Below are 21,437 nucleotides of genomic sequence, written 5' to 3'. Positions count from 1 at the left end.
CACCCAACCAGGCCTGTTCATTGACGCGTAAAACTCAGCCGGCAGGGCGTCCAATCATGTACAACTTCGTACTACAGGCAGACGACCTGGATTCGCTGATACAGGCGATCCGGGCGCAGGGCTACGAGGTTCTCGGTCCGGTAGTACAGGACCAGGCCATTACCTACGGTCCTGTCGCCTGCGCCAGTGACTTACCCCGCGGCTGGACTGACGAGCAGGACAGGGGACACTATCGACTGAAACGCCGTACCGACGGGGCCTATTTCGGCTACGCGGCCGGGCCACACTCCTGGAAACAATTTCTTCAACTGCCTACCCGGCCGGTCTGGAAGGCGCAACGAACCGATCACGGTATCCGCATGACGGAGATCGTGGACGAAGCCCCCGCAGTGGCCTTCCTCGGCGTGCGCAGCTGTGAGCTTCACGCAATCGCAATCCAGGACCGCATCTTCATCGATGATCACTATCGCAACGACAGTTACCTGAACCGGCGGGCAAACATCCTGACCGTAGCCGTCAATTGTACCGCGCCAGCGGAAACCTGCTTCTGTACCTCCATGCAGACAGGCCCCAGGGTTACGCTGGAGAGTGACCTGGCGCTGACGGAAGTCATCGACGGCCAGGAACATTATTTCCTGATTGGCAGTGATTCCTATCGGGGGGGACAGATTCTCAACAGCCTACCGGTCAAGCCCGCAACAGCCCGGCAGCTACAGTTAGCCGAGGCCGCGGTCGACCGGGCAGCAAAGGAGATGGAATCGGGAAGCCGCCAATTCGACAGTGGCGACCTGAAGGAACTGCTGTACCGCAATCTGGACAGCCCAGCCTGGGATGAAGTCGCGGAGCGCTGCCTCTCCTGCGCCAATTGCACCATGGTGTGCCCGACCTGCTTCTGCTCAACCGTCGAAGACAGCACGGACTTGAGTGGTGAGACCGCTGAAAGGCGTGAACGTTGGGACTCCTGCTTTACCAGGGACTTCAGTTATATCAGCGGCGGCCCGGTGCGCGCCGACACGCGCTCACGTTATCGTCAGTGGATGACACACAAGCTGGCTTCATGGTTCGACCAGTTCGACTCATCTGGATGTGTCGGTTGCGGCCGGTGCATCAGCTGGTGCCCGGTAGGGATCGACCTGACCGAGCAGGTCGCGCGTATCCGTGAGCTCGAAGAGCCGTCATGAAGACGATCGCGGAGCTCTTGCAACAACATCCGTTCTTCCAGGACCTGCCCCGGGAGCATCAGGAGTTCATTGCCGGCTGCGGGGAGAACTGCATCTACCAGCCGGGAGACTACCTTGCTCGCGAAGGGGCACCTGCAGATGACTTCTTCCTGATCCGGGCCGGCAGGGTTGCCGTCGAGACCTTTGTCCCCAATCACGGCGCTCTCTGCCTGCAAACCATCAGCGGGGGCGAAATCTTCGGCTGGTCCTGGCTGTTTCCACCTTACCGGTGGACTTTCGATGCGCGAGCGCTGGAGAAGGTGCACGGCATTCGCCTGAACGGCAAATGCCTGCGGGAAAAGTGTGAGACGGAGCCTGCCCTTGGCTTTGAGCTGATGAAACGTTTTGCGCGCATCACCACCGAGCGGCTGCGGGAGGCGCGCATACAACTGCTCGACCTATACGGCGACAAGCCTTCGGCGGGGACGGCAGCTCCGTGACGCCCCGGCCTTTTCGCGTGGACCGCCGCACCGAGGAGTATCCCGGCGCTTTCACCCTGCACCTCACTGCCATTGAGCAGCCCGCACCGGCATTCAGTCCGGGGCAGTTCAACATGCTCTACGCCTTCGGTGCCGGCGAAGTGGCCATTTCCATGAGCGGCCGCCCCCAACAGCTGGAGGGCACCACCGTCCATACCATCAGAACCCGGGGACTGGTGACCGCGGCCCTCGCGCGCTTGCAGGAAGGCGAGCAGCTCGGCGTGCGCGGCCCCTTCGGCAATGGCTGGCCCCTGCCTGAAGCGAAGGGCAGGGAGCTGTTGCTGATTGCCGGAGGGCTGGGGTTGGCGCCGCTTCGGCCGGTTATTTACCACCTGTTGCACCAACCCCGGCCGCGGGCGATCCCCAACTTCCGCCTGTTCTATGGTGCCCGCCGCCCCGGTGAGATGCTATACGGCACAGAACTGCAGGCCTGGAGTCACGAGATGCCGGTGATAACGACGGTGGATCACGGCGATTCTGCATGGAGCGGGGAGGTAGGCGTCATCACCACACCACTCAAGAGGGCCGACTTCGATGCCCACAACGCCGTGGCATTTCTCTGCGGTCCCGAAGCCATGATGCGCTTCTCCATCCAGATGCTATTGGAGAGGGGTATGCCGGCGAGCGCAATCTATATCTCTATGGAGCGCAATATGAAGTGTGGCACCGGGCTGTGCGGCCACTGCCAGTGGGGTCCGAATTTCGTCTGCAAAAATGGCCCGGTGTTCTGCTTTGCAGACGTCCAAAACTGGCTCGGGATTCACGCACTTTAGAAGAGGGCAATCAGGGAGAAGCGTGCATGGACAGGGCAAAATTGGCAGTGTGGAAATTTGCTTCCTGCGATGGCTGCCAACTGAGCCTGCTGGACTGCGAAGATGAATTGCTGGAGCTGGCCGACATCGTAGACATCGCCTACTTCAAAGAGGCATCCAGCCGTGAAGTGGAGGGACCCTACGACCTGTCGCTGGTTGAGGGCTCCATTACCACTGCGCATGACAGGGACCGTATCGTAGAGGTTCGACGTCAGTCCCGGGCCCTGATCACCATCGGCGCCTGCGCCACGGCTGGCGGGGTCCAGGCGCTGCGTAATTTTTCCGATGTGGAGGATTTTGCCGCGATCGTCTATGCCGAGCCGCAATACATCGCCACTCTGGCGACTTCCACCCCGATCAGTGCCCATGTGACAGTGGACTTCGAGCTGCAGGGATGCCCGATCAACAAACATCAACTGCTGGAGGTCATCAGTTCCTTTCTCCATCGACGTCCCCCACAGGTGCCGGCGCACTCTGTCTGCATCGAGTGCAAGTTGCGCGGCAATGTCTGTGTCTGGGTGGCTCACGGCACCCCCTGCATGGGCCCCATCACCCACGCCGGTTGCGGAGCAATCTGCCCGAGTTATGACCGGGGGTGTTACGGCTGCTACGGGCCAAAGGAAAACCCCAACACCGGCTCGCTCGTGCACTGGTGGCAGGAAGAGCTGGGGGCAGAACAAGCGACGGTGATCGAGAACCTGCGCAACTTCAATGCAGAGGCCCCTGCCTTTGCACATGAGAGCCGACGCCTGGCAGGCGAGGCAGGGCAGGAGAGCGGCGATGACCAGAAGTAAAACCATCAAGGTCGACTACCTGGCCCGGGTGGAAGGTGAGGGCGCCCTCTATGTCCGTTATGACGATGGTGGTGTACATGATGTCAAACTGAAGATTTTCGAGCCGCCCAGGTTCTTCGAGGCCTTCCTGCGTGGCAGGGACTTCACTGAGGCGCCTGACATCACGGCGAGAATCTGTGGCATCTGTCCCGTGGCTTACCAGATGAGCGCCCTGCATGCGATGGAGGACGCGCTCGGCCTGCAGCCGAGTCCGCAACTACGCGCCCTTCGGCGGCTCATGTATTGCGGCGAATGGATTGAAAGCCATGTCCTGCATATCTACATGCTGCACGCACCGGACTTTCTTGGTTATCACAGTGCGGTGGAAATGGCCCGCGACCACCCCCAGGTGGTGAAGGCTGGACTCGAAATCAAGAAAGCCGGCAATACCATCGTCGCGCTTCTGGGTGGTCGCGAAGTCCATCCGATCAATGTTCGCATCGGTGGGTTTTACCGTGTTCCGACCTACAAGCAATTGCTGAGCCTGCGGGATCAGTTATTGAAGGGGAGGGCGCAGGCTGAGGACATGGTGCGCTGGGCAGCGTCTCTCCCGCACCCGAAATTCGAACGGGATGACTGTGAACGATACGAATTCGTAGCCCTGACGCATCCCGACGAATACCCAATGAACGAGGGGCGCATCACCTCCACTCACGGACTGGACATCTCCGCCCGGGAATATGATTGCCACTTCCAGGAGGAACAGGTTCCTTACACCAATGCCCTGCAAAGCAGGATCCGGGAGCGTGGCGCCTACCTGGTGGGTCCGATGGCGCGCTACAACCTCAATTACTCCAGGCTTTCACCACTGGCACGGCAGGTTGCTGAGGAGGTTGGCTTCCCCCCGTTCTGCGCCAACCCGTTCCAGAGCATCGTTGTACGCAGCATCGAAGTCCTGCACGCGTTCGATGAAGCGATCGGAATCATCGACCGCTATCGCGCACCGGATGCTCCCTATCTCACGACAACACCCAGGGCAGCAACCGGATTTGCCGCCACAGAAGCGCCCCGGGGCCTGCTCTACCATCGCTACAGCCTGGATGAGCAGGGCAAGATTAGCGATGCCAGGATCGTCCCCCCAACCTCCCAGAACCAGAAAACCATCGAGGACGATCTTCGGCTGATGCTGCCGAAGTTGCTGCACTTGCCGCCGGAACAGCTGCAGGCCCGGTGCGAACAGGCCATTCGCAACTATGACCCCTGTATTTCCTGCGCCACGCACTTCCTGAAAGTCGACCTGCAGAGAAGCGGGAGGGCTTTGCCATGACAGACTGGACCATTATCAGTCTCGGCAACCGCTTTCGCGGCGATGACGCTGTCGGCCCCTATGTGGTCGACCGCCTGAGGGCAAAACCCGGAGAACCGCCTGCCTGCATTGAAAACGGCGGCGACATGCCACAGCTGGTGGAAGACTGGCGGCACCGACAGGTCATCCTGGTCGATGCACTGCAGAGCGACCGGCACGAACCCGGATCCCTGCTGTGCCTGGATGGGCTGAAGGAAACGATCCCGCCCAGCCTCTGCATGACATCGAGTCATGGCCTCAACCTCGGAGAGGCCCTAGAACTGTCCCGGCTTCTCGACGCCCTGCCGGAGAAACTCACTGTCTATGCTGTCTGTGGCCGAGAGTTCAGTACTGGCGCTCCAATCAGCCCGGCGGTCCGGGCGGCGGCAGAAAAGCTGGTTCAGAAAATACTGATTCAAATTGCAACGGAGGCCGGCCCCCATGCACGAGCAATCCCTGATCAACGATCTGGTCACAAAAATCCATGAACTCGCGGCCAGGGAAACTGGCCGCCTGACCACGGCCAAACTCCGGCTCGGTGCGCTCGCCCATATTTCTGCAGAGCACCTGCAGGAGCACTTCGACCACGCTACCGCAGGCACTCCCCTGGAAGGGTTACGACTGGAGATTCAGGAGCTGGCGGACATCAATCACCCGTTCGCCCAGGACATCATTCTCGAGAGCCTGGTATTCGACCGCAATGACCCAGCCTGAACGGTGGGGATTCGAGGTCACAGGGCTGGTGCAGGGCGTGGGCTTTCGCCCGTTCGTCCTGCGCCTGGCCCACCAGTGCGAACTCAGTGGCTGGGTCGCCAACCACAGCCGGGGTGTCCGGATCGAGGCGCAGGGGGCGCGTTCATCACTGCGCCGCTTTCTGCGCCGGCTTGATGACGAGAAGCCTGGACTGGCACAGATCACTTCCCTGCAGGTACAGCCCCTCGAGTACAGCAAGGCAGGAAAAGACACCGGTTTCACGATTCGCGAAAGCGAGCGAAACGGTCCCAACACCGCGACCCTGCTGCCAGATCTTGCGCCCTGCGCACAGTGCCTGCGGGAAATCTTCGACCCGGGCAACCGCCGCTATGGTTACCCGTTCACCAATTGCACCAGCTGTGGCCCGAGATACAGCATTGTCGAAAGACTGCCCTACGATCGCATTCATACCGCTATGCGGGGGTTCCCGCTGTGCCCGGAGTGCGAGCGGGAATACGGGGATCCGCAGAATCGTCGCTTTCACGCCGAACCCAATGCCTGCCCAACCTGTGGCCCGCAGCTTCAGCTCATGGACAGCGACGGAAATGTCCAGGACGCTGGCCAGAGCGCACTGATGACAGCATCAGACGCGCTCGCCGGCGGCGCCATCGTGGCCATGAAAAGCGTCGGCGGTTTCCAGCTTCTCTGCCGTGCCGGGGATGCCAACACAGTGGCCAGATTGCGGCAGCGCAAACAGCGGCCTGATAAGCCATTTGCGCTGCTGTACGCGGATCTGTCCGGGGTGCGGAAGGATTGCCACCTTTCCGAGCCGGAGCGGCAACTTCTCGCCAGCCAAGCCCGCCCCATCGTCCTGTTGCAGGCGCGGGCACATGCAAGCCGCCAAATTGCCGCGCAAGTGGCGCCGGGCAACCCCAACCTCGGCGTGATGCTGCCCTGTTCGCCTCTTCATTACCTGTTGATGGACAGGCTAGGAGTTCCCGTTGTTGCCACCAGCGGCAATCGGGCCGGCGAGCCCATCTGCATCGATAACGACGAGGCTCTGGCTCGCCTTGGCGCTATCGCCGACCTGTTCCTGGTGCACGACAGGCCGGTCCTGCGCCCACTCGATGACTCGGTTGCCCGGATCATGCGTGGGCAGATGGTACTGCTGCGGCGTGCGCGGGGATTTGCGCCGCTGCCCCTGGAGCTGGCCCTGCCAGGAAGCGCGCAAGAGAACGGTGACCTGCTGGCGGTGGGGGCGGACCTGAAAAATGCCGTCGCCGTCTGTCGGGGCAACACGGTCTACTGCAGCCAGCATATCGGCGACCTCGGTGAGCGCCGGTCCAGATCCCTGTTCGAGAGCACGATTCGAGACATCAGCAGGTTCAATGACCTGGACATCAAGCACATCCTCACAGATCGACACCCGGGCTATGCGTCTACCCGCTGGGCCACCGCACAGGGGCTACCGCAAACGCCTGTGCAGCACCATGTAGCCCATTTCTTCTCGGCCATGGCAGAGCATGGGTTTCGGGGCAGGGCGCTGGGCATCTGCTGGGATGGCAGTGGCTATGGAGAGGGAGGCATACTGCGCGGCAGCGAGTTCATGACCTGGGATGGCGGCAACGGGCTCAGACGGCTCGGCGGATTCCGGCCGTTCCCTCTGCCCGGCGCAGAGCAGGCAATCAGGGAGCCACGGCGCAGCGCCGCAGGCTTGCTCTACACAGCAATGCGGCAGCAGGCGTTCTCTCAACCGGCTCTGCGGGCACTGTTTACGCAACAGCAGATTCCGGTACTGACACGCATGCTGGAACGCGGGATCAACAGCCCGGAATGCTCCAGTGCCGGCCGGCTTTTCGATGCAGTTGCAGGCCTGCTTGGCCTCGCAAAAGAAAACTCCTTCGAGGGGCAGGCCGCCATGGCCGTGGAGTTTGCTGCCCAGTGCTCCGGCAGGTCGTCGCGCTATTCCTACCGGCTTACTCTGGAAAATGAGGAGTGGATACTGGACTGGGAGCCAATGCTGGCGGCATTGCTGACGGACATCAGGCACCAGACCTCCACCAATGACATCGCCCGCACTTTCCATAATACCCTGGTGCAGATGATCCTGAGCCTGGCGAAGCGCAGTCATTGCAAACATGTATTCCTGTCCGGCGGGGTATTTCAGAACCGCATCCTGGCTGAGTCCGCCGCTACGGCACTCGAAGCCGATGGGTTTACCGTTTACCTGCAGAGCCGGGTGCCCCCCAATGATGGCGGTATCGCGCTGGGCCAGATTTACTACGCCCGCATCATGTCTATTGCAACAAGCCGGTCGGAGGAGGGCAACGCGCAGTGTGTCTAGGCGTGCCCGGGCAGATCGAAGAGCTGCTCAACGAGTTGCCGCTGGAACGAAGCGGTATCGTCAGCTTTGGCGGCATCCGCCGCGAGGTGAACCTGGCCTATGTGCCAGATGCGGAGGTGGGGGATTACGTCATCGTGCATGTCGGCTTTGCGATCAGCAAGCTTCACGAGCAGGAGGCGCAGCGGGTATTCCTCGAACTCGAACGGCTGGCAAGCAACGGGAATCCGGCGGAGGAGGAAGGGTGAGGTACATCGACGAATACCGGCAGAAACAGAGCATCCGCCAGCTCGCCGGCGAGATTCAGAGAACCGCCACAAAACCCTGGCGGATTATGGAAATATGCGGCGGCCAGACACACGCGATCATGAAATACGGCCTGCAGCAACTGCTACCGGAAAGCCTGGAACTGATCCACGGCCCGGGCTGCCCGGTGTGTGTTACCTCGCTGGAAACCATGGATCTCGCGATCTCACTGGCTTCACGGAAGGACGTCATTTTCTGTTCTTTCGGCGATATGCTGCGGGTGCCAGGCTCCAGTCAGGACCTGCTGGCAGTGAAGGCAGCAGGTGGGGATATCCGCACACTCTATTCCCCACTGCATGCGCTGGACGTCGCCGAACAAAACCCGGACCGCGAGGTCGTATTGTTCGCCATCGGCTTCGAAACCACCGCGCCGGCCCATGCGCTCACCGCATGCCTGGCGAGGGAGCGTGGACTGGCCAACTTTTCGATACTGGTATCTCACTTTTTGGTACCACCGGCCATCGAGGCCATCTGCGCCTCTCCTAAATCACGCATCCAGGCTTTTCTGGCTGCAGGGCACGTCTGCAGCATTACCGGTTACGACAATTATCATGAGCTTTCCAGGAGCCACTGCGTGCCGATCGTCGTCACCGGGTTCGAGCCCCTGGACATCCTTGACGGGATACTCGCGTGTGTTCGCCAGCTGGAGCAGGGCGAGCACCGGGTTGAAAACCGGTATGCCCGCGCCGTCAAAGCGGAGGGCAATCCGCAAGCCCGCGCCAGGCTCGAAGAGGTATTCGAGATCAGCGCCCAGACCTGGCGCGGAGTAGGGCCCATCCCCTTCAGCGGACTGACGCTGCGCCCGGCCTTTTCCGCACTTGATGCCCGCAAGAGATTCTCCATAGAGTCGCGCCCCGAAAGTGACAATTCCGGATGCCTCAGCGGCGCCATCATGCAGGGACTGAAAAAACCGCACGACTGTCCACACTTTGGCAAACGCTGTCGCCCGGAACACCCGCTGGGAGCACCAATGGTGTCATCCGAGGGTGCCTGCGCCGCCTATTACCGCTACCGCAAACGGAGTACGGCCGATGAATACTGACTGTCCTTTGCCGATTGCCACGGAGCAAACGATTCGCTTGGGTCACGGTAGTGGCGGGGAGCTGACCCAGCGACTGCTGCGACAATTTGTCCTGCCCCATATCGACAATGCCTGGCTACAGCAGGGACACGACAGCGCTGCCCTGCCAATTGGTAACACGCAGATCGCCTTCACCACCGACTCCTTTGTGATAACCCCTCTGTTTTTTCCCGGCGGTGATATTGGCGAACTGGCCGTGTTTGGCACCGTCAATGATCTCGCCATGAGCGGCGCCAGGCCGCTTTACCTCAGTTGCAGCCTGATACTCGAGGAAGGCCTGGAAATGGACATCCTGCAGCAGGTCATGGCTTCCATGGGCCGGGCGGCGACTGCAACTGGTGTGCAGCTGGTTACCGGCGATACGAAAGTCGTCGAGCGAGGGAAGGGGGATGGTCTCTACATCAATACCGCCGGTATTGGTCTCGTGGAAAGCCTGCAGACCATCACACCGCAGGCGATCGAGGTCGGCGACGCCATCCTGCTGTCTGGGGACATTGGCAGACACGGGATCGCCGTCATGGCGCAACGCGAGGGACTCGAATTCGGGTTTCCCCTTGCCAGTGATTGCGCGCCACTGCATCAGCCCGTACAGGCACTGTTGAACAACGGGATCGATGTCCACTGCCTGCGGGACCTGACCCGGGGCGGACTGGCGACGGCAATGGTTGAACTCGCGGAAACTGCCGGGCTTGAGTTCTGGATAAGCGAGGACCACATCCCCATCAGTGAATCGGTCCAGGGCGCCTGCGAATTACTGGGGCTCGACGCCCTATACGCGGCAAATGAAGGGCGGTTTATCGCGTTCGTTCCCGCCGCGGAGGTGGATTCGGCCCTGAATCTGCTGGCAGCGCACCCTGTTTCCAGGGAGGCCTGTGTCATTGGCAGGGTGAATGCTGTCGCCCCCAGGGACAGAGGCAGGGTCATCATTGAAAATACGCTGGGCTGCGAACGCCTCCTGGAGCGGCTCCCCGGTGAACAGCTTCCACGGATCTGCTAATCCACCGCAGCCGTCCCGGACTCCGAGTGCCAGAGAGCGCCTGCGGCGCAGATGGTTGTCAGGCCAGGTACTGGCCAAAGAACAGGATCAGGGCAAACAGGCTGAACAACAGCCCGACCAGAAGGAGGTCAACCGGATTCGCCTCGTCAACCAGGCCCGCATCCCGGTCAATCCTTTTTCGCTGTCGCTGCATACGGACATAGGAAAGAAGCACGACGAGTGCGCCGCTGATGACCAACGCAATCTCGGACCAAATCGCAGGGGGCTCATTGCCGATGCGCCCGACAACCAGTCTAAAGCCAACGACGGCAATGGCCGTCCGCACCCAGGCGAGAAACGTTCGCTCATTGGCCGCGTGCTCAGTGAAATGCGTGGACATGGACGTCTCCAGAGCGGGATTGGCGCACGGGAAGAGTCCAGGCCAACAGGAACGGCCGGGGGTCCGGCCAGCAGCCATTCGGAACGCAAATACCATATTTAACATAATCTATATTATGCGCAATGCGGGCTGGGCCGGGAGGCACAGCCAATCCAGCCCCGACCCCCATCCCCAACGTCGTTTCCCCAGCACAGCAATGAAGCTCCGGGGCTTATCAATCAGTCATTCATAACTCATCGATATCCATCTGGCCTTCAAGGCCTTGGACGCGTCGGATCAGTGACGGCTTGACGATGCGATGCAGACAGTGATCACGGACGATCGCAGTCAGTCCTTTGGTGGTGTGCAGCGTCGAGATGTACTCACGGATCCAGCCCCGGGCTGCAGCCTCAGACTGAAAGTCCGCAGCCACCAGCCGCCACAAGAATTCATCCAGGCTGATCGAAACCCGCTTCGAGTCTGCATTTCTACCATCGATGATGACTGACGCCATGCCGCCTCCGCGCAATAATTCGCGAGCAGTGTACATAAACAACATACCCGCCACACATAATTATTTATGATGCGACCGCTGATGCGGAACATAAATAATTATGATCACGGCAACATAACTGTTTATGTGTCGCCCACATAACTATTTATGCGACAAGCTACCAACTCGGAGCGGTCACCAAAGCTTCTACAATTCGGATCGCAAGCAAAGCCTGGATGCGGCCAAATTACAGTGAGCAGAGAGCATGAGAGCATTTACAGTAGGAACGCCCGGGGGACTCGATCAGCTTGAAATCCGCGAGTTACCGGATCCCGGCGATCCCGGACCGGGACAGGTTCGGGTGGCTATCCACGCCACCTCACTGAATTTCCACGATTTTCTAGTCGCCTCAGGGCAGATCCCCTCGGAGGATGGCAGGGTGCTGATGTCTGATGGCGCGGGCGTAATCGAGACCGTAGGAGATGGGGTGACAGAGTTAAGGCCGGGAGATCATGTCGTCTCGACTTTCTTCCCCCAGTGGACCGATGGGCTGCCCTTCCCTGCCGTCAGCAACTTCTCTGCCACCCCGGGCGATGGCATTGGCGGATTTGCGCTGACTCACGCGGTCCGGGATGCAGCTGCATTCACCCGGGCGCCCCGGGGCTGGAGTCACGCTGAGGCCGCCACCATCACCACCGCTGGCCTCACGGCCTGGCGCGCCCTGGTCGTCGACGGCAGTCTCAAGGCTGGCGACACCGTGCTCGCGCTCGGCACTGGCGGCGTGTCCATTGCTGCATTGCAGATCGCCAAAGCCATGGGCGCGTCGGTAATCATCACCTCATCATCCGACGAAAAGCTCGAGCGAGCCCGGGCCCTGGGCGCTGACCACACCATCAATTACCGCCAAGAGGAAAACTGGGGCGAAAGGGTCCTGTCTCTCACCGGTGGCCGCGGTGTGGATCAGGTGATTGAGGTCGGCGGCCCGGGGACTCTGAGCCAGTCTATTCAGGCAGTTCGGGTCGGCGGACATATCGCCCTGATCGGCGTCCTCACCGGCATGAGCGGCGAAGTACCCACAGCTACGCTGATGGCGAAGCAGGCCCGCTTGCAGGGCCTGATCGTCGGCAGCCGCCGCAACCAGCTTGACTATATCGCTGCATTGAATGCCACCGGGATCCGGCCGGTAGTGGATCGCACGTTTGACTTTGAGGACCTGCCAGACGCCTTCCGCTTCGAACAGAGCGGCGGCCACTTCGGTAAAATCTGCGTGGAGTGGTAGCCGTGAGACTTCTTCATATCCTTACAGTTTGCGCGCCAGCTCCCGGATTTCCCGGTTAAGGATCCGGTCGTTGTCACTGTAATTCACCGGCACATCGATCAGGTGCACGCCACCTTCGGTAAAGCAGTGTTCCAGCAATGGCTTGAACTCGGCGGTGGCGCCTACCCGATGCCCGTGGGCACCATAGGATTCGGCGTAGGCGACGAAGTCCGGATTGCCGAAATCCAGGCCAAACTCGTGAAACTCCATCTGTGCCTGCTTCCATTTGATCATCCCATAGGCATCGTCCCTTAACAGGAGGATGACCAGATCCTGCTTGAGGCGCACTGCCGTTTCCAGCTCCTGCGAATTCATCATGAAACCACCATCGCCACAGATGGCGAGCACACGCCGATCCGGATAGACCAGTTTGGCGGCCATGGCCGATGGCAGGCCGGCCCCCATGGTCGCCAGGGCATTGTCCAGCAACACGGAATTGGGTGAATGAGCCGGGTAGTTGCGGGCAAACCAGATCTTGTACATGCCGTTGTCCAGGGCCAGGATGCCATTTTCCGGCATGACATCGCGGACTTGCTGGACGAGGCACTGTGGCCGCATCGGGAAACTGTCGTCACCACAGCCATCAACGATATGTTTCTGCAGGGCGTCACGAATCCTGTGTGCGTCCGCGAAACTCCAGTGCTGCTGGGGCTCGAGGCGCTCTTTCAGCTGCCACAGACTGTTGGCGATATCACCGACCACCTCGATCTGGGGAAAGTAAACCGGGTCTACTTTGGCCGAGTTGAAGTTGATATGGACGACCTCGGCACCGCCGGGCCGCATAAAGAAAGGGGGTTTCTCCACCACGTCGTGGCCGACATTGATGATGAGGTCCGCCTGATCGATGGCCCTGTGGACAAAATCCCCGTCCGACAGGGCGGTATTGCCGATAAAGTGCGGGCCGGATTCGTCGATAACCCCCTTACCCATCTGCGTGGTGATCGTGGGGATGCCCAGCTTGGCGACGAATTCCCGCAACATCTTGGCGGTCAGCTTGCGGTTTGCCCCGGCGCCGATGAGTAACAATGGCTTCCGGGCCGCGGCAATGGCCTCGGCCGCCTGGCGAATGGCCTTTTCCTCGGCAATGGGTCGGCGGGTGTAACTGGGCTCGAGCACCGGCATGGTGGAGTGCTCGCGGGCAATATCTTCGGGAAACTCCAGGTGCGTCGCCCCCGGCCGCTCTTCTTCCGCCAGGCGAAAGGCCTCGCGAACGTGGGCAGGCACATTGTCACCACTGACGATGGTCTTGGTGAACTTCGTCAGGGGCTGCATCATGTCGACCACATCGATGATCTGGAACTGGCCCTGCTTGGAACTCTTGATCGGCTTCTGGCCCGTCACCATCACCATTGGCATGGCGCCGAGCTGGGCATAGGCGGCCGCAGTCACCAGGTTGGTAGCGCCGGGACCGAGTGTGGACAGGCAGACTCCCGAATGGCCTGTCAGGCGGCCATAGGTAGCCGCCATAAAGCCGGCAGCCTGTTCGTGGCGAGTCACGATCAGTTTGACTTTCGACCCGCGCAGGGACTCCAGCAGGTCCAGGTTCTCCTCGCCGGGGATGGCAAACACATATTCGGCGCCCTCTGCTTCCAGAGCCCGTACAAACAAGTCAGATGCTTTCATTAACGATTACCCCGTCCTCTGCTGTTTTTCTTCCCTGCGACGTTTTCATTGTCGCCTCGCCGGCATGAAACGCAAGCCGCATGGTAGCCAACCACCGCACCTGGTTTGGGTGGCCTGCCCGGTTCCAGCGAAAGATCTGAGCCGCCTGCCACTGGAAAGTTGGTAAAAAGCCGGCGAGGGCCCCGCCATTCTTTCGACCAGGACGAAGTGTCGAGAGCCACAGGTGTCCATGCAGGGCCCCGGGCCTGGCACCCCGTTTACCAGGGCCCTGTCACGACATCGTCCGCATGCCCTGCGCCGCGCCGCGCCGGGGAAACATGAACAGCTGAGCGGGGTCTCCGGTCTATTCTTTCTGGGTGGTGCGTTTCAGCCCGGAGAGGCCCTATAATTGGCGCCTTTTTTCTCTGGCAGACCGCGCGGCGGACACGGTAGTCACTCCATGTTGGAACAGATTTTCGAAAACAAGCTTCTCCTCTCGGGCCTGGTGATCGCTACGATCATTCTCCTGAGAGTGCTCCTGTCCTTGCTCTTTTCCCGCATTACCCGCTGGTCCAAGCAGGATCGCCGGCGCCGGATCAACACAGTCCACAACTTTTCCAACCTGGTGATCGTCATCGGACTGGTCGCAGTCTGGGTGTCGGAGCTACGGGAGTTCGCCCTCTCCATTGCCGCCTTCTCCGTTGCCATCGTTCTGGCATTGCGTGAGCTGGTGCAGAGCCTGGTCGGCAAGCTCTACCAGGCCAATATGCGCTCTTTCCAGGTGGGCGACTGGATCATGGTGGGTGAGCATTTTGGCGAGGTCATCGACAGTGACTGGCTGAGCACCACCCTGCTCGAAATCGACCCCCACGGGCTTGGCAGCGGCTACACCGGGATCACCCTGTATATCCCGAATAACGTCTTCTTCACCAAACCGGTGAAGAACCTCAATTTCATGCGCCGCTATATCGAGCACACATTTTCCATTACGCGTGAGAACAAAGGTGGCAATCCATTTGCCGCCAAGGCATTCCTGCAGGAGCGTATCCGCGAGCACAGCGAGGCCTTCCATGACGTGGCCGTGCGCTACTGCCAGATGATCGAGCACCGCACCGGGGTCGAGTTGGTCGGCACGGACGCGAAGATCAGCTTCACCACCAATGAGCTCGGCCACGATGTGGTGACCATCACCCTGTTCTGTCCCCGTGAGGAGGCCCATGAGATCGAGCAGCGGGTGACTGAGGATTTCTATAACTTCTGGCACAGCGGGCCGCAGGAGGTAACCACTGAGGCAGCCGCCACCAATACTGGCAATGAATCCTAAATTTTCGACAGGTACCTACAGAAATTTGCGATTTTCTATCGAGTTAGTCAGTGATTGAATAGCACCATCATTACCAGATCCTGTTTAGGAGGTGTTCGATGGCAAACCTACTGAAAATCCAGACCAGCCTGTTCCAACAGGATGGCCAGTCTTCCCGGCTCGCCGATTCATTTGCGAGCCAGTGGCTGGAAAAGAATCCCGGTGGCACCGTCACCAGCCGCGATCTCGCCGCGCAGCCGGTTCCACACCTCGACATGGAGCGCTTTCAGGCATTCACCACCCCGGAAGAGGAGCGCACTCCTGCCCAGCGGGCAGTTGCCGACTTTTCCCAGGCATTGATTGACGAAATCAGCGCGGCAGACGTGCTGGTTCTCGGCGTGCCCATGTACAATTTCAGCGTCCCCTCCACGCTCAGCACCTACTTTGACCATATCGCCCGCGCTGGCATCACCTTCCGCTATACGCCGGATGGGCCGCAGGGGCTGTTGACTGGCAAGAAGGCGGTGGTCTTCATCACCCGTGGTGGAATTTACGGAGAGGATCACGCCCAGACGGCCTACATTCGTCAGATGCTCGGCTTCATCGGCATCACGGACGTAGAGCTCATCCATGCCGAGGGACTGGCTGTCGGCGAAGACAGCAGGCAGCAGGCACTGGAGTCAGCGCAGCAAAAAATGGCCCTGGCTGCGCAGGCCGCTTGACGACCTGCTCCCCCCTCAATAGCACCTGCTCTCAATCTTCCTGAGGGCGGCCGGTCGCCGCCCTCAGACGTTACCAGTCCCTCTACCCCAACTACGCTATTGCTGCTTGCAACCGGAACGCACAGGGGAGCAAAACAGTGGGGATGACAACTGAGGCGCAGGATGTCGCGGCACATCGCCATTTTCTTGCAAGGGCTGTCAGCCTCGCGCTGAGCAATGTCAGCGAGGAAGGCGGGCGGCCCTTCGGCGCCGTACTGGTGAGGGACGGGCAGATACTGGCCGAGGGCGTCAACACCATCCATCGCAGCGGAGACGTGACCGCCCATGCAGAGATGGAAGCGCTGCGCGCGGCCACGACTGCCGCCGGCAATCACCGACTCGACGGGACTGTGATGTATGCCAGTGGGCATCCCTGCCCCATGTGCCTGTCAGCCATGTACCTGAGCGGTGTCAGTGCCGTGTACTACGCACTGAGCCAGGCTGATGCCGAACCCCACGGGCTTTCCACCGAGGACATTTATCGCGAGCTGGCCAGGGCGCCTGCCGACCGGCAACTTCCAATGTGGCACCTGCCCGTACCGGATGGTGAGAAGCTGTATCCCGCATGGACCGGACGTGCCGCCCGGTAGCCAAGTGTCACAGCTGATAAACCAGGCTCAGGTCCCAGTATCTCGGTAACTCCGGGAAGACCAGCGTCGACCCAAAGTATCCCCCCTCAAACACTGGCGCCCAGTTTTCTTCATCCGTCAGGTTGAATACATTCAGGCGCAGACTGGTGCGCTGGTCCGCGAACTGGTAGCGCAGATTCGTGTTGAGGGTGAACTGAGCCGGGATCTCGACCGTCTGCAGGTAGTCCAGCGGATAGCTGCCGCTGGCGGCAAGGCTGGCCCCTGCGGACCAATGGTCATTGATGCGATAGCCCATGGCCGCCGACGCGCTTAATTTCGGAATCCCCTGCAGCCGGGCGTCAGAGGGCGGGAAGGCAGTGAAGTTCGGCGCCCCGATACCGGTACCGGCGATGATGTCGGGCCGGGAATCGTCAAAAGCATCGGCAACCTGGCGGGCATCCTGGAAGGCCGCGGAATCATCGAACCGCGCATCGAGATAACTGGCGCCGGCATTGGCCCACAGGCGCTCGCCGCGATACTGGGCCTGCACCTCTACACCACGGGTGCGAATGCCGGAATTGCTGCCATCGCGATTACGCAGGCTGCGCGTCTGGTCGAACACGGCCGCATCCCAGTACCAGGCGGCGCCAGCGGGGGCATACTTGTAACCGAGCTCCAACAGCTGGTTTTCCGTGGCGAAATTCAGCGGACTGATCGTATTGTCTCCGCCCAGGCTGTTACCGCCACCGAGACTGTTGGACGTGGATTCCTGATAGGCCGCCGTGGCGTAAGCCATGCCTGCTTCGCCCGGCTCGAAGTGCAGGGTCAGGTTGCCGGATTTGAGGAAATCCCGATGCCGGTCTTCCGCCGCGCGGACCCCCTCTGGCGCCAGCGGATCCCGTGCCTCTACCCGATACCAGTCCCCCCGCACACCGGCAGTGAAAGACCATCGCTCCGACAGTGCCTGGCGGTGCTCGAGAAACACACCAGTCTGCAGGCTCGTCGAGTCAGTGGTATCCGACAGGTTGAAATCCCCTGCCCCATCCCCGTCCAGGTCGTACTGGCCGCCCGGCGAAACAAACAGCCCGGGCCGCAATTCCACCAGGCGCGCTTTCTGGGCGTTAGTCAGGGGTATACGGCGGTTGTCCAGCGGCCCGGTCAGGTCGATGGGCAGGTCCGCCTCAGTGGTGAACTGACTGTAACCGAGCACGTCGTTGTAACGCAGGCCGATGCCGGCCACAGTGTTGTCGAAGTGCCACTCGGTGCGGTTCTCGAAGGTGCTGGCTCCATCGATGATTTCAACGAAGCTATTCTGGGCAATTTCTTCGCGGTTCAGGTACTCGAAGTAAGAGCGGTTCACGAAGCGCAGTGATTCGCTGAGCACCGCCTCATAGGTAGAATGCAGCAGCAGGGTATCCGCGCCGTTGATATCGCGCGGATCAGTGAGGACGCGACTGCGGTCGATCTCGACCACATCGGTGGGACTGATCACAGCCCCGGCACCCGGCACGGTCGAGCCGTCGGGACCCACACCCTGCCCCTGGATATAGAGGCCGTCGTCGATCAGGGCCTGGGTGGGACGGTTGATGCCGGCGTTGTCCGTCCAGCTGATATCGTAATATTCCAGCGAAATATTCCACTCCGCCGCGTCCGAGGGCTTCATGCGGTAGGCGGCAAACAGGTTATTGCTGTCCAGGCCACTGAAGTCGTAGAAGCTGCCTTCATTGCGGTGCTCAAGACTGAACCGCACGGCACTATGCGAGGGCTCAAGCACATAGGAATAATCCAGCTGGGTGCGGTAGCGGTCCCACTGCCCGGCGCGAAAGTCCGCACTGCCAGCGTTGCTCTCCAGTCCCGGTTGCTTGGGGGCCAGGTTTACGAAGCCACCTGTGCGCTGGGTGGAACCGAGCATCACCGAAGGGACGCCCCGCACCACATCCACCTGGCCCACAGCATTGAAGGACAAGGGAATACCCAGGCCGTTGTTGCCCACCTGGCGACGCATCCCCGCCTCGAACACCTCCCCGAGCTGACCCCGGATGGTTGGCAAGCTGGGAGCACCGAAGCCGGTGGCGCCATAGGTATTGGGGGCGACCCGCTGCAGGTCGCGCAGGTTCTCCACCGCGGCCTCATCAAGCAGCCACTCCCCCACCGGCGTGATCGAACGGCCGATCTCCGCTGCGGTCAGGTCGCCAGCAAAAGCGCCACCAGCAGCGCCACTGCGTGGACCCACACTGGATTGCTCGAGGCGATCCCCCAGAACTTCGACAAACTCAGTCGTACCATCCACACGGGATGCCTCGACCGATTCGTCAGCAGCCATGACCTCAACACAGGTGAAAGCGCTGAGGGCAGCAGCCAGCGGACATAGCAGAAAGCGTTGTTTGGTGTTCATTCAAGGGGCTCTTTTTTAATTCCCAATGTATTTGTCGGAGGCGCCATCCATATCTTGAGGCACCGGTCATCGTCGCGATAACGAATTGCTGGCCATCCGTGACCACTAACCTTGACCACTAGATCCAGCGTCAAAACAGAGGCCACGCGCTGTAACCCAATCTGCCCGTCATTGCAGGCCGATGGATAAGGAACTGCAGCAGCGCTAATCCGCACAGGATGCACTTCCCTGTCTGACGACATTACTGCGCTCGATTCCCATTCCGATCACGCCCCGGAGTGAGTCGCGCAAACGCCCGGATCTATTACACCCCATCCGTTCGAATCTCCCCACTCCATGCCGGGAAGCGGCCAGAACATTCCCGCTAAATGGAGCCTGGGGAACTGCCACACGGGGGACACTCGGCACGCACTCGTCAGAAAAGCAGTGCCACTTCTCCATAGAGCGCACGGGGCTCTCCGGGGAAATACCGATCACCGGCAAAACTGCTGTAGTCTGCCCGTTCCGCATAGTGTTCATCGGTGAGATTGAGCAGCCGCAGGGCGACAGACCAGCCTGCTCCCAGTCGCCTCTCGGCACGCAGGTTGAGCAGGTCATGCCCCGGATAGCCATGCAGGTTGAGCGGATCGGTGTAATAGCGCCCCTGGTGCTGCCATTCCAGCTCGAGCCTGCTGCTCTCATCCGGGACCCAGGAAAGACGGGTGCTGCCAAAGACACGGGGCGCCGAATCCACCAGTTTTCCGTCGACGGGCAGTCCATCGAGCAGCCGGTCATCGCGGTATCGGTGTTCTGCATAGCTGGCGCTCAGATCCAGCGACCAGCGCGGTGCCAGCTGTAGACCGAGCGCGAGTTCGACGCCCTGGTGGCTGGTGGACGCGCCGGAGCGATTGAAGAAATCCGCATCCCTGAAGATGACATTGCGTTTCTCCATCGCGAAACCCACCAGCTCATAGCGCCATCGGGGCGCCCTGCCACGCAAGCCGAACTCAATACTGCGCAATGCCTCTGAGTCCAGTTCGGCAACAGACTGGTCCCGTTGGAGGCGGTAGAGCTCGGTGGCTTGCGGTGCCCTGTATCCATGGGCCAGATTGACGAACAGCTGCTGCTCCGGCATCCACTCATAGGTCACTCCTGCATGGGGCGACCAGTTGGCGAAATCGTCGGTGCGATCGGCCGGGCGATTGTAGCGGCAACCGCCAAAGCCGCAGGCGCTGCCGTCTTCACGGGTGCGTCCCGACAGCATCCGGTTGTCGTAGTCGTACCGAAGCCCTTCGAGGCGAAGGCCCAGCTCCAGCGACAGTTGTTCACTGGGGCTTAAGGCCGCCAGCACAAACGGAGACAGCTGTGCAGCGTCCACCCGGTAATCGTAATGAAGGCCAACCGGGAGGGTCTCGCGCAGAAAGTCGGAACCGCTGGCCGGTTCTGACTGGGACTGGCGCAGGGAGGCGTGCGTTACCTCCGCGTCGAGACCCCCGATCACCCGGGTGGTCGCGCTGAGATCCGACTGGATATCCGCACGAAAACCAGCGCTCCGGTAGCCGGTCTGCTCAAGGGGCTGGCCGGGCAGGAAGTGTTGCAGAAACGCCATCTCACCCCAGCGTACATAGGGAGTAATGTCCAGTTCGAAGCCGGATCCGAGGGCTCGTGTCAGACTATGGGATAAACGGGCGGTGCGGACGTTGCGGAAGGCATCCGGATCCGGGTTAGAGCGGCGCAGGGCGTCATCCCGGTAAGCGTCTTCCCCGACCACATACCCTGCCGTTTCCTGTTCCAGGTTGGTCCCGGTAAAACGGGTGACGTCGCCGGATACGGCGGAACGGAATACGAGGCTGAGCTTTTGCTGGTCGAATCCGGATTGGGCCCGGTAACCACCATCCTGGCCAAGAGACAGTGCCGAGGAAAGGATGGAACCCTTCTGCGTGTCAGCACTGCTGCGCAAGCCCAGTTTCCACCGATCCTCGGGACCGGCCTCAGCCCGCAGACGCGTTTCCTCCTCCGATCTGGCGGAGGGCCCGACCACATTGATCACGCCATGCATGGCCCCGGCACCATGCAGCGTCCCGGCAGGTCCGCGGATGACTTCCACCCGTTCCGCAGCCTCACTGTGTGCCGCGAACAGTTCATTGATATTGCAGAAGCCGGCCGGAAACAGAGGCAGGTTATCCTGCATGGAGAGAACACTGCCGCAGGCACCGGCGCCGGTCAGCACCGGCGAGCGTAGTGCCGGCAGGTACTCCTGGCCGTTGCCGCGACTGATGTTGGCACCGGGCACCCGAACCAGCGCCTGCTGGATATGGCTGTGGTTCAGCAGAGAGAGATCGCTGCCATCCACCACCGACAGGCTGCCGGGAAACTCACCCCCGGCCGCTGCCAGCGGACTGGCGGTGACGACAATTGCCTCGATCCGATCGGGCACGGGGATGGGACTGGGGTGTGCTGCCCGCTGCGCTTCTCCACTCGTTTTAACCGTCTCACCTGCCGCGACGACCGAAGCCGATAGCAACACCAGAATTGCAGTGATCCCCCGCATGCTGTCTGCTCCAACACTATTGTTCTGTCCCCGATTGCCGGCCAATTCTACGGAATCACGC

At 60.8% G+C, this 21,437-nt stretch carries 20 protein-coding genes; 15 read left to right on the top strand and 5 right to left on the bottom strand.

Going from position 1 to position 21,437, the window contains the following annotated elements; all coding sequences use genetic code 11:
* Nucleotides 1–56: 56 nt before the first annotated feature.
* From LVD12_RS01115 to hypE, 11 genes are read left to right on the top strand one after another with little or no spacing between them, the layout of a single operon-like run.
* Nucleotides 57–1,181: a 4Fe-4S dicluster domain-containing protein gene (locus LVD12_RS01115; protein WP_237065002.1), complete on the top strand. Its 1,125-nt coding sequence runs from the start codon at nt 57–59 to the stop codon at nt 1,179–1,181.
* Complete coding sequence (locus LVD12_RS01110) at nt 1,178–1,660, top strand: cyclic nucleotide-binding domain-containing protein (protein ID WP_237065001.1); 483 nt, start codon at nt 1,178–1,180, stop codon at nt 1,658–1,660. The genes LVD12_RS01115 and LVD12_RS01110 overlap by 4 nt, the downstream gene beginning before the upstream one ends.
* Nucleotides 1,657–2,472 (top strand): FAD/NAD(P)-binding protein, encoded by an 816-nt coding sequence (locus LVD12_RS01105; protein WP_237065000.1) that lies wholly within the window; start codon nt 1,657–1,659, stop codon nt 2,470–2,472. The genes LVD12_RS01110 and LVD12_RS01105 overlap by 4 nt, the downstream gene beginning before the upstream one ends.
* Nucleotides 2,473–2,498: 26 nt before the next feature.
* A complete protein-coding gene (locus LVD12_RS01100) occupies nt 2,499–3,305 on the top strand; it encodes an NADH-quinone oxidoreductase subunit B family protein (RefSeq protein WP_237064999.1) in 807 nt (268 codons plus the stop codon).
* The gene (locus LVD12_RS01095; protein WP_237064998.1) at nt 3,292–4,611 is read left to right on the top strand and encodes a Ni/Fe hydrogenase subunit alpha; all 1,320 of its coding nucleotides are present in this window, start codon (nt 3,292–3,294) and stop codon (nt 4,609–4,611) included. Before LVD12_RS01100 ends, LVD12_RS01095 begins: the two co-directional genes overlap by 14 nt.
* On the top strand, nt 4,608–5,117 hold the full coding sequence (locus tag LVD12_RS01090) for a hydrogenase maturation protease (RefSeq protein WP_237064997.1): 510 nt from the start codon (nt 4,608–4,610) through the stop codon (nt 5,115–5,117). Before LVD12_RS01095 ends, LVD12_RS01090 begins: the two co-directional genes overlap by 4 nt.
* Complete coding sequence (locus LVD12_RS01085) at nt 5,071–5,343, top strand: hydrogenase/urease maturation nickel metallochaperone HypA (protein WP_237064995.1); 273 nt, start codon at nt 5,071–5,073, stop codon at nt 5,341–5,343. Before LVD12_RS01090 ends, LVD12_RS01085 begins: the two co-directional genes overlap by 47 nt.
* Nucleotides 5,330–7,666 (top strand): carbamoyltransferase HypF, encoded by a 2,337-nt coding sequence (gene hypF, locus LVD12_RS01080; RefSeq protein ID WP_237064993.1) that lies wholly within the window; start codon nt 5,330–5,332, stop codon nt 7,664–7,666. Before LVD12_RS01085 ends, hypF begins: the two co-directional genes overlap by 14 nt.
* 2 nt (nt 7,667–7,668) lie before the next feature.
* Nucleotides 7,669–7,911: a HypC/HybG/HupF family hydrogenase formation chaperone gene (locus tag LVD12_RS01075; protein ID WP_237064991.1), complete on the top strand. Its 243-nt coding sequence runs from the start codon at nt 7,669–7,671 to the stop codon at nt 7,909–7,911.
* Nucleotides 7,908–9,011 carry a hydrogenase formation protein HypD gene (hypD, locus tag LVD12_RS01070; protein ID WP_237064989.1) on the top strand — a complete coding sequence of 368 codons (1,104 nt, stop codon included), beginning with the start codon at nt 7,908–7,910 and terminating at the stop codon, nt 9,009–9,011. The genes LVD12_RS01075 and hypD overlap by 4 nt, the downstream gene beginning before the upstream one ends.
* Nucleotides 9,001–10,047 (top strand): hydrogenase expression/formation protein HypE, encoded by a 1,047-nt coding sequence (gene hypE, locus LVD12_RS01065; protein WP_237064987.1) that lies wholly within the window; start codon nt 9,001–9,003, stop codon nt 10,045–10,047. Before hypD ends, hypE begins: the two co-directional genes overlap by 11 nt.
* A 58-nt stretch (nt 10,048–10,105) precedes the next feature.
* On the opposite strand, the gene LVD12_RS01060 is transcribed toward hypE, so the two are convergent.
* Nucleotides 10,106–10,426, bottom strand: coding sequence for a YidH family protein (locus tag LVD12_RS01060; RefSeq protein WP_237064984.1), 321 nt, complete (start codon nt 10,424–10,426; stop codon nt 10,106–10,108).
* 226 nt (nt 10,427–10,652) lie between these two features.
* Nucleotides 10,653–10,955 carry a hypothetical protein gene (locus tag LVD12_RS01055; protein ID WP_237064982.1) on the bottom strand — a complete coding sequence of 101 codons (303 nt, stop codon included), beginning with the start codon at nt 10,953–10,955 and terminating at the stop codon, nt 10,653–10,655.
* Between the two features lie 208 nt (nt 10,956–11,163).
* Between LVD12_RS01055 and LVD12_RS01050 the strand changes: the two genes are divergently transcribed.
* A complete protein-coding gene (locus LVD12_RS01050; protein ID WP_237064980.1) occupies nt 11,164–12,177 on the top strand; it encodes a zinc-dependent alcohol dehydrogenase family protein in 1,014 nt (337 codons plus the stop codon).
* Between the two features lie 21 nt (nt 12,178–12,198).
* Here the strand turns inward: LVD12_RS01050 and LVD12_RS01045 are convergent, their stop codons facing one another.
* Nucleotides 12,199–13,839: an acetolactate synthase large subunit gene (locus tag LVD12_RS01045; RefSeq protein WP_237064979.1), complete on the bottom strand. Its 1,641-nt coding sequence runs from the start codon at nt 13,837–13,839 to the stop codon at nt 12,199–12,201.
* A gap of 439 nt (nt 13,840–14,278) precedes the next feature.
* On the opposite strand from LVD12_RS01045, the gene LVD12_RS01040 reads away from it, so the two are divergent.
* From LVD12_RS01040 to LVD12_RS01030, 3 genes are all read left to right on the top strand, one after another.
* Nucleotides 14,279–15,142: a mechanosensitive ion channel family protein gene (locus LVD12_RS01040; RefSeq protein WP_237064977.1), complete on the top strand. Its 864-nt coding sequence runs from the start codon at nt 14,279–14,281 to the stop codon at nt 15,140–15,142.
* A gap of 98 nt (nt 15,143–15,240) precedes the next feature.
* Nucleotides 15,241–15,843, top strand: coding sequence for an FMN-dependent NADH-azoreductase (locus tag LVD12_RS01035; RefSeq protein ID WP_237064975.1), 603 nt, complete (start codon nt 15,241–15,243; stop codon nt 15,841–15,843).
* A gap of 143 nt (nt 15,844–15,986) precedes the next feature.
* The gene (locus LVD12_RS01030; protein WP_237065875.1) at nt 15,987–16,472 is read left to right on the top strand and encodes a nucleoside deaminase; all 486 of its coding nucleotides are present in this window, start codon (nt 15,987–15,989) and stop codon (nt 16,470–16,472) included.
* Between the two features lie 7 nt (nt 16,473–16,479).
* Here the strand turns inward: LVD12_RS01030 and LVD12_RS01025 are convergent, their stop codons facing one another.
* Both LVD12_RS01025 and LVD12_RS01020 read right to left on the bottom strand, forming a co-directional pair.
* Nucleotides 16,480–18,846, bottom strand: a complete 2,367-nt coding sequence (locus LVD12_RS01025) for a TonB-dependent receptor (RefSeq protein WP_237064973.1) — start codon at nt 18,844–18,846, stop codon at nt 16,480–16,482.
* A gap of 415 nt (nt 18,847–19,261) precedes the next feature.
* Entirely contained in the window at nt 19,262–21,376 is a 2,115-nt protein-coding gene (locus LVD12_RS01020) for a TonB-dependent receptor (RefSeq protein WP_237064971.1), read from the bottom strand.
* Nucleotides 21,377–21,437 lie beyond the last annotated feature (61 nt).

It is taken from the genome of Microbulbifer guangxiensis (assembly GCF_021729075.1).
Taxonomy (GTDB): domain Bacteria; phylum Pseudomonadota; class Gammaproteobacteria; order Pseudomonadales; family Cellvibrionaceae; genus Microbulbifer; species Microbulbifer guangxiensis.
Note: the sequence above shows the minus strand (reverse complement) of the source record. Positions and strands in the feature narration are given on the sequence as shown.

What these genes read in the sequence shown, in the direction of transcription:
- LVD12_RS01115 (WP_237065002.1), top strand. Translation starts at nt 57, where the DNA reads ATGTACAACTTCGTACTACAGGCAGACGACCTGGATTCGCTGATACAG.
- LVD12_RS01110 (WP_237065001.1), top strand. Translation starts at nt 1,178, where the DNA reads ATGAAGACGATCGCGGAGCTCTTGCAACAACATCCGTTCTTCCAGGAC.
- LVD12_RS01100 (WP_237064999.1), top strand. Translation starts at nt 2,499, where the DNA reads ATGGACAGGGCAAAATTGGCAGTGTGGAAATTTGCTTCCTGCGATGGC.
- LVD12_RS01095 (WP_237064998.1), top strand. Translation starts at nt 3,292, where the DNA reads ATGACCAGAAGTAAAACCATCAAGGTCGACTACCTGGCCCGGGTGGAA.
- LVD12_RS01090 (WP_237064997.1), top strand. Translation starts at nt 4,608, where the DNA reads ATGACAGACTGGACCATTATCAGTCTCGGCAACCGCTTTCGCGGCGAT.
- LVD12_RS01085 (WP_237064995.1), top strand. Translation starts at nt 5,071, where the DNA reads ATGCACGAGCAATCCCTGATCAACGATCTGGTCACAAAAATCCATGAA.
- hypF (WP_237064993.1), top strand. Translation starts at nt 5,330, where the DNA reads ATGACCCAGCCTGAACGGTGGGGATTCGAGGTCACAGGGCTGGTGCAG.
- hypE (WP_237064987.1), top strand. Translation starts at nt 9,001, where the DNA reads ATGAATACTGACTGTCCTTTGCCGATTGCCACGGAGCAAACGATTCGC.
- LVD12_RS01060 (WP_237064984.1), bottom strand. Translation starts at nt 10,426, where the DNA reads ATGTCCACGCATTTCACTGAGCACGCGGCCAATGAGCGAACGTTTCTC.
- LVD12_RS01055 (WP_237064982.1), bottom strand. Translation starts at nt 10,955, where the DNA reads ATGTACACTGCTCGCGAATTATTGCGCGGAGGCGGCATGGCGTCAGTC.
- LVD12_RS01050 (WP_237064980.1), top strand. Translation starts at nt 11,164, where the DNA reads ATGAGAGCATTTACAGTAGGAACGCCCGGGGGACTCGATCAGCTTGAA.
- LVD12_RS01045 (WP_237064979.1), bottom strand. Translation starts at nt 13,839, where the DNA reads ATGAAAGCATCTGACTTGTTTGTACGGGCTCTGGAAGCAGAGGGCGCC.
- LVD12_RS01040 (WP_237064977.1), top strand. Translation starts at nt 14,279, where the DNA reads ATGTTGGAACAGATTTTCGAAAACAAGCTTCTCCTCTCGGGCCTGGTG.
- LVD12_RS01035 (WP_237064975.1), top strand. Translation starts at nt 15,241, where the DNA reads ATGGCAAACCTACTGAAAATCCAGACCAGCCTGTTCCAACAGGATGGC.
- LVD12_RS01030 (WP_237065875.1), top strand. Translation starts at nt 15,987, where the DNA reads ATGACAACTGAGGCGCAGGATGTCGCGGCACATCGCCATTTTCTTGCA.
- LVD12_RS01025 (WP_237064973.1), bottom strand. Translation starts at nt 18,846, where the DNA reads ATGAACACCAAACAACGCTTTCTGCTATGTCCGCTGGCTGCTGCCCTC.
- LVD12_RS01020 (WP_237064971.1), bottom strand. Translation starts at nt 21,376, where the DNA reads ATGCGGGGGATCACTGCAATTCTGGTGTTGCTATCGGCTTCGGTCGTC.